The following is a 15,028-nucleotide window of genomic DNA, read 5'->3' on the forward strand; positions in this document are numbered from 1 at the left end:
TCGAGATGAAGTACGACGGATGCCGGATCCTGGCCTCGGTGGGCGGCGGCAGCGAGCCGGTGCTGTGGACGCGTGCCATGAACGTGGTGACGACCTCGTATCCGGAGATCGCCGACGCGCTGACCGCAGCATTCGGCGGCCGCGGCCGCATCGTCCTCGACGGCGAGGTCGTCGTCCTCGATCACGGCACCGCCTCGTTCGGACTGCTCCAGCGCAGAATGGGGATCGTCCATGCAACGAAGCCGCTGCAACGTCGAATCCCTGTGACGTTCTTACCTTTCGACGTCCTGACGCGCGGCGACCGGGACCTCACGAGGGCGTCGTATCTGGATCGGCGGGCGGAGCTGGCCGAGCTGGATTCGATGCTCCAGGACGTGGGGGGCCTGCCGATCACCGTCCCACCGTTCTGGGAGAATCAGAGCGGCAAGATCATGGTGAATGCCGCGAAAAGCGCAGGGATGGAAGGGGTCCTGGCGAAACGGTCGACGTCGATCCACCTTCCCGGCCAGCGGAGCAGAGCCTGGATCAAGCAGGGCCTGCGGACGGCGTCGAGTCTGCTGGTGATCGGGTTCGTCGGCTCGAGCCGGTCGGTCGCCGCGCTGATTCTCGGCGCGTACGACGCCGAGGGCGGTTGATTCTGGTGGGGTCCGTGAGCGCGGGACTCACAATCTCGATGCGCCGGCAGCTCCGGGAGGAGTTCCGGCCGCTGGAGCGCCCGGGCAGCCCTGTCACCGACCCGCTGCCGCCCGCACACGATCCGCCTGGGGTTCGGTGGCTGGAGGCCCGCCTGGTCGTCGACGTGGCCTACAGGGATCACACCAGCGGGGGACTCCGCCATCCAAGCCTGAAGGGCCGGAGGTACGACATCGATCCGCGATCGGTGAAATGGGATTTATTGCAGTAGCTGCAACATCGCGCATCGCACAGAGCTGACGATTCAGCTGGTTGTGGCCTCCACGAAGTCGGAACCGGATTGCTGCATTCGAGGTGCCCCACGAGTTATATCAGGCACAACAATGATGGATCTGACTCGGCGGAAACCAGCCGAGACGAAGTCCAACGGGCTGCAGACCGGTGCGATCATGCATCGGCGGGTGCATGTCACGGTTCAGCCGGTTTCGAGGTCCTCGCGTCCCCGCACGACGAAGTTCCCTAAGAAATCCCCGGTCACTGCGACGATCCGGTCGATCTCGGCGATCAATCCAGGGCCATCGCGCAGTAGTCCGTCGGGGTCGGTGACGTCGCTGGCGCCTCCGAAGTTGCGGAGAACGAAGGGATTCACCTGGTCGTTGACGAAGGAATGGTAGGGATTTGTGAACTCGTCGAGTGTCGGGATGAGCTGCATGCTCCCCACCAGGAAGACCATGTTGACGGTCTTGATTGCCGCCTCTCCCTTCTCAGAGAGGTCGTCGAATGCCGCCCGGACAGTTTCTCTATCGGGAGGATTCCTCGTCAGCGTCCCTTTGAGGTATCCGAGTCCTTCGAGGTACTCGATGACGCCGGTCATGAGATCCGCGTAGACCCTTTGCCGGTTCTCTCGCACCTCTTTGGCTACTGCGACGGTCTCGTTTCTCACCAACTCGTTTCTGCTGACATAGACGGCTGATCCGGCCGAGACGGCGCTGGACACGATTGCTGCGCAGAGGGCGGTGGCCAGGGCGTAGCGGCCGGTGCGGCTCGCGGCGCGGATATCGCGTTCCAGGCTCCCGGTTGACGCCGTCACTGGTTCCGATGTGTCCGAGGTCGGCGCCGGGGCGGGTGGCCGGGCGTCCGGCCCGTTCTCGGGCTCTGGTGTGCTGTCAGTATCCATCGCAGGCCACCGATCCTCGTTCTACCTGAGTCACGCTGCTGCTGCGTATCAGTGTGTTCGAGCGACCAGGCCCTGCGCAGAGTATTCGGGTACTCGAACCGAGCCGCCGATGTGCACCACTGGCTGCGTAGCGACTTCTGCAGGGTCTCGCGAACCGTGGCGTCGGAATTTTACGACGAGTGGGTCGGTGGCGGATCCTGTAGTGAGACACGCCCATGCTCGGAATCGGGTCGATAAGGCGGCAATGACTGGCGCGAATGCCCCTGGTCCTGATCGCGTGAGCGGCGGATCCAGATTAAGGCACGGCCCAAACGCCAGCGCCCGGTAGCAGCGTAGTGGGGGTGCCCAGGTAACCGGGTGCACCACCTGCTGTGAAGGCAGCGACCACCGTCCCGGATCCAGTCTGGATGACCCCAGGGGGCATCGATCCGTAGAAGAGGTCCGCAGCACCACTCGCTCCGGTCGACAGGTTGCGCCAGTGGACGACAAGATCGCAGTAGGGATATGCGCCGCAGCGGAATCGAGTAATCCCCGGCTCGTCTGGGTTCGTCCTGACAGTGATGTGCGTGCTGGACGGCGGGTTAGTCAATCCAGTCGGTCCGTTGGTCAGTCCCGCGAAGGGGATCGGTAGGACCGTGTCGGTCGGGACTGCGCTCACGGACGGGGCGGCGAGCAACAGTGCTGAGAGTGCGATCCCGGCGAGAGTAGTCATGCTGCGGGGCATCGAAGCGGTTCGGAACATGGTTCCACCTCCAGCGGCGTCGAGTTGAGCGTAGCCGGGCGGATCCGCTGGTGGTGTCCGCGCGTTTTGACGGGGCCGAAGCCCCCCAATGTTGAAGCCCCCCGATGTTGGTGAGAGGAGTCCTATTTGCCGATCGGTTCCAGGGCGCAGGGGTCGTCGCTTCCGACCGCGACACCGGATCTGCTGGACCGAGATGACCGGGTCAATGCCAGGAGTTCCACCAGAGAACTATGGGCACCAGCCAGGGTGTCCACACCATCCAGCTAGTTCCCAAACTCTACGGCGGGATCGGAATCACCGGCATCACCTCCGGTTAGTGAAAAGGAGATTACGGCAACCAATAGCTTGGCTACGCTAGCTAGCGTAGCTATCCAAGATTCCGGGCGCACAGCGCAGGGCGTCCGCAGCGTCGCCCGGACCACCAATCCCGCTCGCCGTCTCGAAGTATCGGGCTGCGGAAACGGACGAGATGCGCGCCGATGCCCGCAAGCGCAGCGCGACTGTGGGAAACGTCGATACTCGATCGCCGACACGCCCGACCGCGTGCGGGGGTCGTCGCTGATAGTAGGACTGCTACCTGAGACTGACAGCCGGAAGACCACTGGTTGCAGCGCGATAGGAGTCCCCAGATGGCACGGTCTGCGAGAGGTGGGCTCGCTGCGGTCACCGCCACCGCAGTGTTCTGCGGGACTGCGCTCCTCTCGGCGCCCGCGATCGCGCATGCCGACCCGGCCAGCTGCTCGTCGACGTTCAACCTTCTCATCCCGGGAACATGGGAGACCAACGAGAACGCCGACCCCACCCGGCCGGTGGGCATGCTGGCTCCCGTCGCTGAGGCGATCAAGGCAAAGAACGGTGCCCGCGCGCAGACATACACGCTCCCCTATATGGCGCGCGCGTTCGACAACGGCCACACCTACGCCGACAGCAAGAACGACGCAATCAGCAGGCCACCGCCGTGCTGAAGAACTACACCGACACATGCGAGGGCGCGAAGATCACGATCACCGGCTACTCCCAAGGTTCGGACGCTGCAGGCGATCTCGCCTCGGCGATCGGAAACGATCAGGGACCGGTCGACGCGGACCGGGTCCTCGGTGTGGCACTGCTCGCCGATCCCGGTGCCGGCACGACGGGCGCGGCGACGGTCGGACCGAAAACCTCCGGGGAGGGGATCGCCGGTCCCCGGGCACAGGGCATGGGCACGTTGTCCGGGCGGGTGGCCTCGATCTGCGACCCGAACGACCTGTACTGCTCGATCCAGAAGGGTGCGAACCCGTTCCTCGGATCGCTCGGATCGATCCTGTCGAAGACCCCCGGCACCACCGGCACCGAAGGAGGTAACACTGCTATTGCCACCGCGCTGACCTCCGATTTCACCGACGTCGACCTGCCCGGTCTCGGATCGAATGTCGACGCGCTCGGAAAACAACTGAGCGGCAGCGACACCGGTGGTTCGGTTGATGTGAACCGGATAGGCGACACCGCAACCTCGCTGAGTAAGACACTCAGCCCACTCGCCGAGCTGCTGCAGTCCGGGGCCGCGAACACTGCCGCCACCACGGGCTTAGCCGCAGCCCCAGTGGGCACACCGGAAAACGCGGCCGCGCAGGTCCTTACCACCGCGAGCCACGCAGACCTGACCGGTGCACTCGACGCGGTGACCACCATCGCGAACACCGCAGCCACACTCTCGAACAACGGCACCACCACACTGCCCGCCACTGCACCCGAAATCTCTGCGCTCTCCAACACCGCCGCGTCACTCAGCGGCCAGATCGCACCCGTCGCCGCCACCCCAGCAGACGCCCTCTCCGCTGCGTCGAGCGTGTTATCGGTCCTCAAACCGACAGTCGTCGTCGACCAAGCCCTGGGCGTCGTCACCGGAGTGACCGCTCTCGACATTCCGAAGATCCTGAACAACCTGATCGTGCTCCCGCAGAAAATCGCCGCCGGCGATGTCCGCGCCGCCCGCGATGCCGCCCGGGACCTGAACGTGCAGTTCGCGCCGTTGGTGAAGATGGCCGCCGGCGTCGACTTGAAGTGGGTCTCCCACATCCTCGCGATCATTCCGGACCCGTCCGGCTACACCCAGATCGCCGCACTGGTCACCAGCATTCTCGGCAACGTCGACGTGATCAAGCTGGCCAACATCGCCGGCCAGGCCCAGGAAATTGCGTGGGCCGCCGCGGACAAGCTCTTCCCACCACCCGGAGTGCTAGCCGACCCGGTTGGTGCTGCGGCGCAGACCGCAGCGTTGATCCCACTCGGCCTCGAGCTCGCCTCGGTGGCCGCAAACATGCTCACCGGCAAAGCCGGCAAGACCGACCCCGCGCTGCTGGGCAAGCACGCCAACCCGGCCGGGAACGCGATCACCACACAGGCCCAGGGACTCGACCTCGCAGGACTCGCCGGATCGGTGTCCACGATCGCGCGCTCACAGGGCGCCGAGGACCTCGCCACAGTCGTCGGCGAAGGCCTGAACGCGGCCAGCTTCTTCGCCTCCGGTGCACACCAGAGCTACCAGAACTTGGTCGTCGACAACGCCGGCCGCAACGCCGTCCAGTGGATCGCGGATTGGCTGAATCTGCAGATCACCCGCGCCGTCTGACGATCCGACGGCGTCCGAAATCGAATGGAGCACCGAACATTGGCCCCTCGAACCCACCCGCCCGACATCCTGCCGGGTGACCTGCCTGCACTGTGACAAACGCACCTATTTCACGCGCAGGGACGCCCGCGCAGCCCGCACGCATCACGAAAAGCGCCGCGGCCTGTCGATCTACCCCTGCCCGCACCACAAACAGGACGGCGACGGCTTCCACCTCGGGCTCCGGCCAGAAGGACTGGGCCGCGGCGACATCGACCGCGACACCCTCGGAGAAAATCAGCGGGAAACGCTCGCGGAAGGCCGGCTCGCGGGGGAAGCACCGTGACACTGATGACCGCCACGGGCACACCGACCACCCCGCTCGCACTCGACCCCGGCGGCCGGATCCGCTTCGGGATCGAACCCCGTCGCCCGTACACCGTCCGCGCACTCTCGGAGCACTTCGTCGTCTGCACCCGCCAACGCGACTTCGCCACCCAAGGCCAGTTCGTCTACACGGTCATCGACTGGCGAAACGGAATACGCGGACCCGTCAACGTGATCGGGCAGAGCACGGACGTAGGCACCGACGAGCAGTGCCGAACCCTACTTCGCGACCTCGAATCCGGTCGGTGCGAAATCAGCCACCGCAACCGAGTCCAGCTCGACATTCTCGCCAGGGACGAGCCATGAGAGAGCGCATGGGCCTGCTCGGTGAACACCTTTGGGGGACGAGTCGAGCCGATGCGCTCGGGGTCGAGCCATAGGTTCCGGATCCCCGAGCGCATCGTGGACGAGGCATCACGTCTGTACGACAAGCTTATGAACCAGGCCGCCCGCGCCCGCCTCAATCGACTTGCGGACCCCCGAGACAAGGTCTGGCCTCCGGCGCGCTGGCCGTCGCTTCACGCGAAGTGCGCAAAGATCGAGATTGAGGCAACACACATCACGGTCGGGCTCGGTCCCGAGCGGCAGGTCTGTGAGCTGCACCCAGGAATTCTGGTGATGGACGGGCTCGGCGTCCGCACGGTCCTAAACATGGGAAACGCCGTAGAATCGTTGCCTGCCAGTGGTGATCGGATGTTCTCGATGACTGCCAGATAGGCCGCGGAGGCCGCCCTCACCTACGGCCAGCAGCTGCGCCGAAGGAACTGGACATGGCCGCCACCGCACTGGGTGGGCCGCTCCCCATAGAGATTGACCACGACAAGGTGCCGGGGTCGCGGGTCATTCAAATGATCAGGGTGCGCTCCCGCTGATGTTCGTCGCTCGTCCGCGCCGGCATCGCGGTCCGCCGGGCCTCGTCGGCGCCGACCGGCGTCCGGGTCGGACCCGAAGATCCGCGGCGATGTTCTGGGCCGGTACGTGCTCACCGCCTACGCCTACGGCGCGAACCTCGGTGCGACCGAGGTGGCCCGGCACATGCGCGGCCAGCTCTCCACCCACGAGCTCTACACCGCGGGCAACAAGCACTCCACCGCCGACAAGGTACACCGGTGCTCGGCGGATGTGATCAACGCGTTCACCACCCTGGACGTGGCCGGGATGTGGGGCGACGGGCAGATCGTCGCCGTCGACGGATCGCAGATCGACACCTGGGAGAACAACCTGCTCGCCGAGTCCCACATTCGATACGGCGGCTACGGAGGGCTGGCGATGCGGTTCGTGTCCGACTCCTACATCGCGCTGTTCTCCCATTTCGTGCCGTGCGGGGCGTGGGAAGCCGTCTACATCATCGATGGGTTGCTGCGCAACGAGTCCGACGTCCGACCGGACACCATCCACGCCGACACCCAGGGGCAGTCGCTGCCGGTGTTCGGGCTCGCCGCGTTGCTCGGGTTCGAGCTGCTGCCGCGCATCCGCAACTGGCAGGACCTGAACTTCTACCGCCCGACCCGACCACCCGGTACTCCCACATCGACAGCCTGTTCGGTGACAACGCCATCGACTGGGGTCTGATCGAGCGGCATTGGACCGACCTGCTGCGCACCGCGATCTCCATCCGCGAAGGCCGGGTGTCGTCGGTGACGCTGCTGCGGCGCCTCGGCAACCACTCGCACAAGAACCGCCTGTACCGGGCGCTGCGCGAACTGGGCCGTGTCATCAGGACGGTGACGCTGCTGCGCTACCTCTCCGAACCTGTTCTGCGGGAGCAGATCACGGCGGTCACGAACAAGGCGGAGGCGTTCCACGGCTACGCGGAATGGCTGATGATCGGCGGTAAGCTCATCGGCCACAACGACCCCGACCACCAGGAACGGGTGGTCAAGTTCAACGAGCTGCTGGCCAACTGCGCGATCTACTCGACCGCACTGGACATCACCGACGTCGCCAACGGCCTCGCCGCCGAGGGCTATCCCGTCGACACCGACGATCTGGCCACCATCACCCCGTACATCCAGCACACCATCCGCCGCTTGGGCGACCTCGTGCTCAACCTGTCCCCACCCGAACAAGCGCCGGTCACCCGGCTCGACCTGGAACCGCGAGTGCTGTTCGGATCACGCGCGTGATCGGCCCCGGCGTCTGTATATAGGCCGGCACGGGCGAAGAGTACCCGCACGGCATGGATTCGATGCTCTTCACCGTGCTCGGCGTCGCCGCCCAGCTCGACGGCGACTACATCCGAGAGAAGACCCTGAAGTCCAGCAGGCCACTGCCGACTGCGGCAACCACGGCCGACCGGATACTTGCCTGATAATCAGCGCTCGAGCCACATCTAAATGACGTAAAGCTTTGCATAACAATCTATCTCCCGGTTTCGCCGACACGCCGGAGATGGGAATGGTGGGTGAACCTCCGGCTGAACATGCAGGTCATCGATGTTCGAGAATCAACTCGCTATCTGTTACTTGAGGGGCAAATGATTCCTGTGAGGTTCCTGAGCATCATGAGTTAGGTTACAAGAAGCGAGCGGGCCCGCCGCTGACCGAAGTCCCCTCACAGAGACAGGTGTCAGATGGCCAGAACCACGAAGTACCTGAATTTGTCACGCCCGAAACGTGCTTCACCAGCAAGAACGTTCCGCTCAAGATGCCGCAAACCCTCGCCGCTCTCGCACTCCAGGCGCTGGGCATGCCGGCGGACCAGGCCGCGGGGAATCGTCAACTCGATCTGACCGGCGGCACTCAGGCTCGACTGACCTCCCTGACCTGGGATGTCCTGCAATCCCGCCGCAGGGCATCGCAGGTCAAGCCCCATCCCCTTCCGGACATGCGCTATAACCGGTGGCTCTCATTCCCGCGCGGGAGATGATGCGCCGGCTGTCCCGGGCCCGCTCTCGGGCACGAGTACGACTGAGCCGAGGACGCGGCACAGGGCCAGCGCGAGTTGCGTGTCGAGTGGCTTGTCGGCGACGCCGCGGCCCAGTTGCAGCGAGGCTTTCTCCAGCCGGTAGCGGATCGAGTTGCGGTGGAGCATGAGCTGCGACGCCGTCGCTGAGTAGCTGAACGCGGACTCGAGGAACACGCGTACGGTGTCACGCTGACGAGCGGCGGCGTCGGAGTCGACCGCCAACTCCCCCAGCACATCGTGAACCCAGGCGCGGGTGGCGGGGAGGTCGTCGATGAGTCGGGAGATCACCGGGATCCCCTCGTCCGCATAGGAGGTCACGCGCGCGGTCGGGTCACTTGCGACGTGCGCGATCCGCGACGCCTGGTGCGCCTGGGACCGGCTTGCGCGGAATCCGTCCGGTCCGAACCCAGGTGAACCGAATGCGAGGCGGGACCCACCTGCAGAAGCTACCACCGAGTCAAAAGCACGGGTGTCGACGCGGTGCACGCCACCAAACCACACGTCCGCCTCGCGCCGACCGGTCACTACCACGAGTGGATCGTCGCGACCTCCAAGCATCGCGCGGACCTGGTCGATGAGAGGGGCGAGCGCGGGGTTATGCGCGGGCTGGTCGGCGCGATCGTCGACCCACACTCGGCATGCCACGTGTACCTGGTCGAGCCGGTATTTGGTGGCAGCGGAGAACTCTCTAGGGGACACGTCCTCGGCCTCGAGGACACGATTGACCCAGGTGAAAGTGGTGCGCGCAGCCCGCTCGTGGGAGGACCGCTGCTCCTCCTGATATGTGGCAATCACCTGGCGCGTGATCGCGTCGATGTATTGGTACAGCCAGCCCGCCAGGTGACGGTAGAGCGGCGGCTGCTCGTGAGGCGGACAGTCAATCTCCTGCACCTGGTCGAAGATGCGAGCCAGCAAATAGTGGGATCCCACGTGATAGGCACGACGCAATGAAGACTCGGGAACGTCCTGCCGCGCGAGCTCCTCGGCGTACCGGTGCGCATGCGGCAACGAAGGCAGGTCGGACACCTCTTTGGAGTGCGCAAGCTGATCGATCATGACCTCGACATTGTCCGTGACGCTGGAGTGGAGAGCGTCACGCATCGCCCGGTCGTCGAGCTCACCGACCGCAGCCGCGATCTCGGCGGTCATCCCGTGACTGATCGCATCGGTCTCTCGCTGGAGGCGCTCCCCGATCTTCCTGGTGAGTTCACCGAGCCGCTCGAGATTCTGCGGATCCACGCTGAGCTTGCCTGGAAGGCTCCAAGACTCAGTCATGGCGCCAGGTCTGCCAGCGCGGCGCGGGCGGCGTTCCAGCCGGCCATGCCGTGCGCGCCTGCTCCGGGTGGGGCGGCGGCCGAGCAGAGGTAGGCGCCGGGGACGCCGGTGGCATACGGCTGCAGAGTCACGCGCGGACGGAACACCAACTGCCGGGCCGTATTCGCACCGGTGATAATGTCGCCGCCCACGTAGTTGGGATTGGCTTGCTCGATCTGCGCCACCGACCGCGAACGCGTCGACAGGATCCGCGCTCGGAAGCCCGGAGCGTACCGCTCGATCTGCGCGGTGATGATCTCGGTGGCGTCGCCGCTCCAACCCGATGGCACGTGGGCGTAGACGTCGACGGGATGCACCCCGTCCGATGCACGCCCAGTGTCCGCGACGGACTGCTGCCCCACCAACACGAATGGCCGATCGGGCATCACGCCGCGCACCACGTCGCGTTCGGCGGCGGCGATCTCTTCGAAGTTCCCGCCCACGTGCACGGTCCCCGCACGCCGGGAGGGTTCGTACCCCCATGGGATGCCGTCCTCGACGGCATACGACACCTGGAACGCGCCGGGCCCGTGCCGGAACCGGCTGTAGGCGCGGGCGATCCGCGGGGGCTGCGCAGAGCCCAACACCGATGCAGCTGCGGCGGGCGTGGTGTTGAGCATGAGGATGTCGGGCCGGCCCAGCTCGCGGTGGTCGCGCACCAGGGCTCCGGTCTCCACCCGTCCGCCGTACGACTCGAGCGCCGAGACCATCGCCCGCGAGATCGCAGCCGAGCCCCCGCGCGCGACCGGCCAACCGTAGCGGTGCGCCGCGGTCCCCAGCGCCACGCCGATCGCCGACGACATCACCGAACCGAACGGCCGGAACGCGTGCGCTGCCACCCCGCCGAACAGGGCCCGCGCCCCATCGGTCCGCCAGCGCCGCGCGAGCACGGTGGCCGGCAACGCTGCATGGACACCGAACCAGCCCAGGGCGAAGGGGTGGCGGGGCACGTGCACCATCGGTTGGAGGAATTCGCCCACGATGTCGTGGAAATGCGCGGAGAGGGGGCCGAACATCCGGCGGTACGAGGAACCGTCACCGCCGAGCCCCGCGGCGGTCTCTTCGACGGACCGCACCACCGCGGCCCCCCGCCCGCTGTGGAGCGGGTGCGCGTACTGGACCTCGGGCCACAGCCACTCGAGACCGTGCGCGGCGAGGTCGAACTGTCGGCTGAATCCGGTATCCAACGCGAGCGGGTGGAAGCCGGAGCAGTGGTCGTGGAGGAGTCCGGGCAACGTCACCTCGCCGGACCGGGTGCCGCCGCCGGGGGAGTCGGACGCTTCCAGAACGGTCACGTCCACTCCCTCGGCGGCGAGTGTCAGGGCGGCGGCTAGGCCGTTGGGCCCGCTACCGACGACGAGGGCGGTGGTCATCAGTTCAGCCTGCCACCTCTGATATGGGATCCCTACTGGCCCCTGCGGGAACATAGTCGGGATCGCGCCAGGTGACGGTGTAGTTGATCGGCCCGTTGGGCAGCCACGGCTGCTCTGCGAGCGCGTCCTTCACCACGTAGTAGCCGGTCTCGACCACACCGAGCGCCGCGTCGATCACCTTGTACTCGAGGGTTTTCTTGTGCAGTGGCTGCGACTCGGTCCAGACGGTGATGAACTCGCCGGGCTCGAAGTGGCACCGCTTCTGGATGGCGGCGATGGTGAAGGGGTTGAACAGGTGCCCGTCGCCGAACTGCCAGCCCACGAAGAACGTGCACATCATCTCGCCCTCGCGAAACCGGTAATTGTCCAGGTCGTCGAGGTGATCCATCATCAGCGACATATGGCCCCGTCCTTGAGAATTCAAGAGCCGGAAGGCGGCGGTCTTCTGGAGGAAGATCTCGGCGGCTTCAGGCCCGAACAGGCTGGACAGCTGGTGCTTGTGCGAGGTGATCTCGGTGATGAAGTCGGGGCTGTCCAGCTTGGCCTCGCAGCCGTTGTTCCGGAACGCCATGGTGGCGGACGACCAGTTGCCGGCGTACTGACGCATGGACAGCAGGAACGAGATCAGGTCGGGTCGGAAGTTCCCTACGACCGGCAGGGTGAGGGTCAAGACCGCGGCCGCCACCACGATCCAGGGATTGCTCGCGTCCCACACGGCGTAGCCGTCGCCGGCGAAGAAGCCGAGGAACACGAACGGGGAGAGGAAGCCGAAGTAGAGGTTCCATTCCTGCGGCATGGCCACGGCGAACATCGAGTAGATGAAGGCGTGGAAGCACGTCATGAACGCTGCGGCGAGCACTGCCACCACCCAGTTGGTGGTGAAGAGCAGGATTATCGGCACCACGAACTCGACGACCGTGCCGAGGACGTGTGCGCAGAACCAGGCGAGACGGGAGGGCAGCAGGTCCTCGGGCACGTTGCGGTAGAGCGCGCGTCGCAGGGTCTTGGACTTGTTGATCGGCGAATTGGTGAGCATAGTCTGCACGGTGGGCGTGAAGTGATGCCCGATCTTGGACAGGAACGCGCCCCACCAGACGGCGAAGATCGCGATCTTGGCTACCACGATCATGTCCACGTGCCCGGCGGCGTAGTTGGTCAGGACACCAAAGGCGAGCAGCATCACGGAGTACTGCTCGGGGCGGGAGGCCAGGAAGGCGACCTTGTCCCGCAGTCCCATGACCAGCTGAAAGGCGATGAAGGCGATGAAGGGCCACATCGGCAGGAGGCCGGGCTCACTGTAGGCGGCGGCGGTCTGCTGGCCGGGCAACACCAGGCCCGCGACGAGGGAGGCGAGCATCCCGAGGTACAGCCACACGTCGATGGCCTTGCGTTCGTCACCGCCGGTCAGCGGGATCGTGCCGGGCCAGGGCGGGAGCCGCAGGGTACCGGTGCGGATCCAGTAGCGGTACCCGGCAGTGTTGGGTGTGAACTTGAACGCCAGCGGGCCCCACGATTCGTTGAAGCCGGTGGCAGACCAGAGCACCACCCACAGCATGGACTTCTGTAGGACGATCATCTCGCCCCACCAGGCGCCCAGGTCGAGCAGCGGCAAGCCGGGAGTGGTGAGGCCGATGAGAAGCCAGCCGGCGATGATGAAGAACAGGCCCTTGACCAGGTACAACGAGTGCATGATCTTGGGGGCGCCGAAGCCATAGTCCACCCAGTGCAGGCAGAGCAGCTTCATCCGCTCCATGGTCGGTATCTTTTCGAATTCTGCCGGGTCCACGTCGGGAACGTCGGCTTGGCGAAAACCCATGACTCCTCCTGGGGCGAGTTGAGTGGTGTGTTTGGGCACGAAGAAACGAAAATCGACGATCGTCGACTGTCGATATGAGAAAAGAAGGGACGGAAGGGACACGGGGAGGTCGTACGACGACGGAGTGGCCTCGCCCTCGCGCGAGGTCAGCCGACGAGCGCCTTGCGCAGTCCGGGCTTGTCGATCTTCCCCACGGGGTTCTTGGGGAGTTCGGTCACGATGTCCACGGCGACGGGCACCTTGACCCGTGTGAGCAGGTTGCGACAGTGCTCGATCACGGTCTCGGGAGTCAGTGAGGCGTGCGGGTACGGGACCACAAACGCGACAGGCACTTCTCCCATCACGTCGTCAGGTCTGCCGATCACGGCCACTTCGAGCACACCGGGCAGACTGCCGATCGCGTTCTCGATCTCCTTGGGGTAGAGGTTTTCTCCCCCGCGGATGATCATGTCCTTGATGCGGTCCACCAGGGTCAGGTAGCCATCGGAGTCGAGCACGCCCACGTCGCCGGTGCGGACCCAGCCGTCGACGATGGTCTTCTCGGTAGCCTCGGGGTTCCCGAGGTAGCCGGCCATCACGACGGGTCCGGTGATCAGCACCTCGCCGGTCTCGCCGGTGGGCACGTCGCGCAGCTCGTCGTCGACCACCCGGATGCTTTGACCGGGAAGGGATGGGCCGACCGTGCCGATCTTGCGGAGGCCGACGAGGGGGTTGATGGCGGACGCGCAGGTGGCTTCGGTGAGGCCGTAGCCCTCCAGCAGCGGGGCTCCGAGCATCTCCTCGGAGGCCTGGAGCAGTTCGCGGGTGGCGGGGGCGGCGCCGCAGATGGCGAAGCGCAGCGAGGACAGGTCGGTGTCGCGTTCGGCGGCCTTGGTCACCAGGAGCGCGAAGATGGTGGGGACGCCCGAGAAGTAGGAGGGGCGGTGCTTCTCGACGGCGTGGAAGAAGGTGTCTGGAGAAAACTTGCCCACCACGGTCAGTTGGGCGCCCACGCGCAGGGACGCGAGGAGGCTCACCATGAGCGCATTTGCGTGGAACAGCGGGAGGATGAGAAGGCAGTGGTCACTGGTGGTGAGCGCCATCACCTCGGCGATCGAAGCCGTCATGGCATCGGCGTTGCCATGTGTGATCATGACGCCCTTGGGTCGGCCGGTGGAGCCGCTCGTGTAGATCACCAGGGCCATGTCGCTGTCTGCGAGTTCGACCGGTGCAGGCACCTCCCCGGTGGAATGTTCGGCGAGGTCGTCCACGGCGATTGTTGGCTTGCCGCCGGTGGGGGCGCCGGGACCGGCGTTCACGACCAGCGTGGCGCCGGCATCGGCGATCTGATGGGTGGCCTCCTGTTCGGTGAAAGTTGGGTTGACCGGAGTCACGGCGGCGCCAAGGCGCCAGGCGGCAAAGATGGCGACGACAAGCTCGTTGCGGTTGGGCAGCATCACGGCCACAACGTCGCCACGACCCACATCTCGTCCGGCGAACTGGGCGGCAACGGCGGCCACCCTCGCGTCGAGTTGCTCGAATGAGAACTCGCGGAGGTCGTCTCGGATCGCGGGTGCAGACCCGAACGGCTCAGCCAGCAGCCAAGGGAGGTAAGCCGGTGCCATGTGCACTCCTGCGCAGTAGATGGATGTATGTGACTTGGAACACTACGGCGGGCTACTGCGCAATACATCGGCAGCGATGACGAACTTCATAGGAGCAGTAGTGCACGGTGCACAATTAAGGCGAGACCCCGAACGCCTCCGCCCCGCCGGTGTGCACCTGTGGTCGCGATAGCAGCCATTACTGCCCTGGCGGCTCGCCGGCATCCATAGTTCGTCGCAACCACGGCGAACCTCGTCGCACTCAGCGCGAAAAAGCCGGCCCCCGCGCGGGACTGTCAGAACATTGGTGGATCCAGTTCTGGCACATTAATCTAGATCACAGTTGGGGTCATTCGGCCTTCGAACGTGATTGCAAACGCGTTGAGGGCCGGCTTCCACCTCGTCACACATCGTGCTCTTCCCTTGCCTGTGGGGTCCAGTGCCCGGGTCGCCAGATAGAGGCATTTCAGGGCGGCCTGGTCGCTGGTTCTGTGGAATCAAGATTG

The 15,028-nt window shown here is 65.5% G+C and carries 10 protein-coding genes and 3 pseudogenes; 7 read left to right on the top strand and 6 right to left on the bottom strand.

Annotated elements, in window-relative coordinates; translation table 11 throughout:
* The first annotated feature begins 5 nt into the window (after positions 1-5).
* Together H0B43_RS34820 and H0B43_RS41995 are read left to right on the top strand one after the other, a co-directional pair.
* Entirely contained in the window at positions 6-635 is a 630-nt protein-coding gene (locus H0B43_RS34820; protein WP_252189645.1) for a hypothetical protein, read from the top strand.
* Between the two features lie 38 nt (positions 636-673).
* Positions 674-904 carry a hypothetical protein gene (locus H0B43_RS41995; protein WP_252189919.1) on the top strand — a complete coding sequence of 77 codons (231 nt, stop codon included), beginning with the start codon at positions 674-676 and terminating at the stop codon, positions 902-904.
* A 204-nt stretch (positions 905-1,108) separates the two neighbouring features.
* Here H0B43_RS41995 and H0B43_RS34825 read toward each other — a convergent pair whose 3' ends face one another.
* Entirely contained in the window at positions 1,109-1,723 is a 615-nt protein-coding gene (locus H0B43_RS34825) for a hypothetical protein (protein WP_185950094.1), read from the bottom strand.
* A 1,458-nt stretch (positions 1,724-3,181) separates the two neighbouring features.
* Between H0B43_RS34825 and H0B43_RS34830 the strand changes: the two are divergent.
* The 5 genes and pseudogenes from H0B43_RS34830 (at position 3,182) to H0B43_RS42625 (ending at position 7,840) form a co-directional block, all read left to right on the top strand.
* Positions 3,182-5,163: pseudogene (locus H0B43_RS34830) on the top strand (cutinase family protein).
* A 76-nt stretch (positions 5,164-5,239) separates the two neighbouring features.
* A complete protein-coding gene (locus H0B43_RS34835) occupies positions 5,240-5,488 on the top strand; it encodes a hypothetical protein (RefSeq protein ID WP_185723821.1) in 249 nt (82 codons plus the stop codon).
* A 5-nt stretch (positions 5,489-5,493) separates the two neighbouring features.
* The gene (locus H0B43_RS34840) at positions 5,494-5,835 is read left to right on the top strand and encodes a hypothetical protein (protein ID WP_213015327.1); all 342 of its coding nucleotides are present in this window, start codon (positions 5,494-5,496) and stop codon (positions 5,833-5,835) included.
* Between the two features lie 672 nt (positions 5,836-6,507).
* Positions 6,508-7,655: pseudogene (locus H0B43_RS34845) on the top strand (transposase).
* 53 nt (positions 7,656-7,708) lie between these two features.
* A complete protein-coding gene (locus tag H0B43_RS42625; protein ID WP_282555422.1) occupies positions 7,709-7,840 on the top strand; it encodes a hypothetical protein in 132 nt (43 codons plus the stop codon).
* Positions 7,841-8,376: 536 nt separating this feature from the next.
* Here the strand turns inward: H0B43_RS42625 and H0B43_RS34850 are convergent.
* From H0B43_RS34850 to H0B43_RS34870, 5 genes and pseudogenes are all read right to left on the bottom strand, one after another.
* Complete coding sequence (locus tag H0B43_RS34850) at positions 8,377-9,711, bottom strand: CdaR family transcriptional regulator (RefSeq protein WP_185723819.1); 1,335 nt, start codon at positions 9,709-9,711, stop codon at positions 8,377-8,379.
* Entirely contained in the window at positions 9,708-11,123 is a 1,416-nt protein-coding gene (locus tag H0B43_RS34855) for an NAD(P)/FAD-dependent oxidoreductase (RefSeq protein ID WP_185723818.1), read from the bottom strand. Before H0B43_RS34855 ends, H0B43_RS34850 begins: the two co-directional genes overlap by 4 nt.
* Before the next feature lie 4 nt (positions 11,124-11,127).
* Positions 11,128-12,939 (bottom strand): DUF3556 domain-containing protein, encoded by a 1,812-nt coding sequence (locus tag H0B43_RS34860; protein ID WP_185723817.1) that lies wholly within the window; start codon positions 12,937-12,939, stop codon positions 11,128-11,130.
* 146 nt (positions 12,940-13,085) lie between these two features.
* Positions 13,086-14,543 carry a class I adenylate-forming enzyme family protein gene (locus H0B43_RS34865; RefSeq protein WP_185723816.1) on the bottom strand — a complete coding sequence of 486 codons (1,458 nt, stop codon included), beginning with the start codon at positions 14,541-14,543 and terminating at the stop codon, positions 13,086-13,088.
* Positions 14,544-14,854: 311 nt separating this feature from the next.
* Positions 14,855-15,016 (bottom strand): annotated as a pseudogene (locus H0B43_RS34870) (IS256 family transposase); the annotation flags it as partial.
* Between the last annotated feature and the right edge of the window lie 12 nt (positions 15,017-15,028).

The sequence above is a fragment of the Rhodococcus sp. 4CII genome, assembly GCF_014256275.1.
GTDB classification, from domain to species: domain Bacteria; phylum Actinomycetota; class Actinomycetes; order Mycobacteriales; family Mycobacteriaceae; genus Rhodococcus_F; species Rhodococcus_F wratislaviensis_A.

Coding starts and splice junctions, on each gene's coding strand:
- H0B43_RS34820 (WP_252189645.1), top strand. CDS start 6: ATGAAGTACGACGGATGCCGGATCCTGGCCTCGGTGGGCGGCGGCAGC.
- H0B43_RS41995 (WP_252189919.1), top strand. CDS start 674: ATGCGCCGGCAGCTCCGGGAGGAGTTCCGGCCGCTGGAGCGCCCGGGC.
- H0B43_RS34840 (WP_213015327.1), top strand. CDS start 5,494: ATGACCGCCACGGGCACACCGACCACCCCGCTCGCACTCGACCCCGGC.
- H0B43_RS42625 (WP_282555422.1), top strand. CDS start 7,709: ATGGATTCGATGCTCTTCACCGTGCTCGGCGTCGCCGCCCAGCTCGAC.
- H0B43_RS34850 (WP_185723819.1), bottom strand. CDS start 9,711: ATGACTGAGTCTTGGAGCCTTCCAGGCAAGCTCAGCGTGGATCCGCAG.
- H0B43_RS34855 (WP_185723818.1), bottom strand. CDS start 11,123: ATGACCACCGCCCTCGTCGTCGGTAGCGGGCCCAACGGCCTAGCCGCC.
- H0B43_RS34860 (WP_185723817.1), bottom strand. CDS start 12,939: ATGGGTTTTCGCCAAGCCGACGTTCCCGACGTGGACCCGGCAGAATTC.
- H0B43_RS34865 (WP_185723816.1), bottom strand. CDS start 14,543: ATGGCACCGGCTTACCTCCCTTGGCTGCTGGCTGAGCCGTTCGGGTCT.